The sequence below is a fragment of the Streptomyces sp. SID14478 genome (assembly GCF_010548525.1).
In the GTDB taxonomy this organism is placed as follows: domain Bacteria; phylum Actinomycetota; class Actinomycetes; order Streptomycetales; family Streptomycetaceae; genus Streptomyces.
Genome location: NZ_JAAGMG010001325.1, coordinates 1 through 2,290 on the forward strand (window position 1 = coordinate 1; position 2,290 = coordinate 2,290).

Here is a 2,290-nt window from a genome sequence, read left to right on the forward strand (position 1 = left end):
GGGCGAGCCGGCCCGCCACGGCGAGCGTGACGGCCTGCCCGCCGACGAAGGCGCCGGCGGCGACCGTCATGCCCTCGGCGAGCCGCTCGCGCGGCACCGCCCGCTCGGTGAGCCCGAAGCCGGTGATCAGGTTCGGCGCGAACAGGGCGCCGAACACGGTCACGACGACGTACAGGAGCGGCATGGAGTGGGTGACGATCAGCGGCAGCGACAGGAGGGCGGCGGCCGCGGTGGCGACGCGCCAGCGGGCCGGTAGGGCGAACCGCTCGGGGACCGCCGCCATCGACAGGCCGACGACGGCGCTCATGACGCCCATCGCGGCGTAGACGAGTCCCGCCTGGTCCTCGTGGCCCAGTTCCTCGGTCAGCGCGGTGATCCCGGCACCGCAGCCGCCCAGCAGGATGCCGAGCAGGACGAGCCCCACGCGCACGACGTACACCTGGCGCGGCATCCCTGCTCCCTTTGCGGAGCGGCCACGCGCGCGTGACGCCTCGTCGGCCGTGTCCCGCGGGACGGCTGTCGCCGTCGGGTGCAGCGCGAAGCCCGTGCCGCACACCGCCACCAGGAGGGCGGCTGCGCCGAACGCGTAGGCGGGGTGCGCCACTACGGAGGCGATGCCGATGAACGCCGGACCGAGGACGAAGGACAGCTCGTCCATCGTGGACTCGAGTGACAGGACGGCGTTCACCACCCGCTCGTCGCCTCCCTCGCGGCGTACGAGGGCGACTCCGCGGGCGCGGGCGAGCGGGCCGACGCCGGGCACGGTGGCACCCGCGAGGACGCCGAGCGCGACCAGGAGGGGCGTGGGCAGGTCGTACAACGCGCCCAGCGTGTAGACGGCGATGGCGAGGGAGTTGAGCAGGGCGAAGGCGAGCACGACGGGGCGCTGGCCGCGCCGGTCGGCGAGGCGGCCCACGAAGGGCCCCATGGCGACCTGGCCGAGCGCGAGGGCGCACGCGACGGTGCCGCCGGTGGCGAGCGAGCCGCTGGTGCGCGTGACCAGCAGGACGCTGCCGAACTGGATCACCGCGACCGGCAGCCGCCCGAGGAACGAGACGGCCGGGAGGAGCCCCCCGGTCACCGCGATCACCTGGCGGTACGTGTCGAGCGTGCTGGGCGCCTTCGTCTGCGGAGCTGTGCCGGTCATCGTCCGACGCTAACGAGGTGTACGGCGGGTCCTGCATGTGGTGAAGGCACGAAAGGCGGCGGTTAGGGTACGTAGGTTCACATGACGCCCTTGCACCCGACGGCCACCTACCGGCTCCAGCTGCAGCCGGATCTCGGGTTCGCGGCGGCCGCGGCCGCCGTCCCGTACCTGTCCTCCCTGGGGATCTCCCATCTGCACCTGTCGCCGGTCTTCGCGGCGGTGCCCGGTTCGACGCACGGCTACGACGTGGTCGACTACGCGCGCGTACGTGCGGAGCTCGGCGGCGAGGACGGCCTGCGGGCACTGGCCCGCGCGGCGCACGAGTACGGCCTCGGCCTGGTCGTGGACATCGTGCCCAACCACATGGCCGCGGCCGTGCGCCACAACCGTCCGCTGTACGAGGTTCTGCGCGACGGACCGTCGTCCCCGTATGCGCGCTGGTTCGACATCGACTGGCGGGCGCAGGACGGCCGGGTCCTGCTCCCCGTCCTGGCGCACCGCCTCGGTGAGGAACTGCCCCACCTGAAGGTGGACGGTGACGTACTGCGTTACTACGAGCACGAGTTCCCCCTGCGCGAGGGCACCCGTACGCTCCCGCTACCAGAGCTTCTGGACGCCCAGTGGTACCGCCTGGCCTGGTGGCGGCTGGCCCGTACGGAGCTCAACTACCGCCGCTTCTTCACCATTTCGGAGCTGATCGCGGTACGCATGGAGGATCCGGAGGTCTTCGAGCGGACGCACGCGACCCTCCTGCGGCTGCTGCGCGAGGGCGTCGTCGACGGGCTGCGGGTCGACCATCCCGACGGGCTCGCCGATCCGGGCGGGTACCTGCAACGGCTCGCGGACGCGACGGGCGGCCGGTGGACCGTCGTCGAGAAGATCCTGGAGGCCGACGAGCACCTGCCGGCCGCCTGGCCGGTGGCCGGCACCACCGGGTACGACGCGCTGCGGCACGTCGACGGGCTGTTCACGGACCCGGCGGGCGCGGATCGGCTCCTGGGCCTGTTCCGCCGGTTCACGGGCGTCCCGGACGACCGGGGCGGCGAGTGGGCGGCGACGGTGCGCCGCGCCGCCCAGCACGTCGTCACGCACGAACTGGCCACCGAGGTGGACCGGCTGACGCGGGAGGCGGCCGCGCTGTGC

At 73.4% G+C, this 2,290-nt stretch carries 2 protein-coding genes; one reads left to right on the forward strand and one right to left on the reverse strand.

Features of this window, described 5'->3' with window-relative positions; genetic code table 11:
- A partial coding sequence (locus tag G3I40_RS42040; protein ID WP_164560063.1) for an MFS transporter occupies nt 1-1,147 on the reverse strand: 1,147 nt, incomplete at its 3' end.
- Between the two features lie 81 nt (nt 1,148-1,228).
- Here G3I40_RS42040 and G3I40_RS42045 point away from each other — a divergent pair.
- On the forward strand, nt 1,229-2,290 hold a 1,062-nt coding region (locus G3I40_RS42045), incomplete at its 3' end, for an alpha-amylase family glycosyl hydrolase (RefSeq protein WP_239092268.1).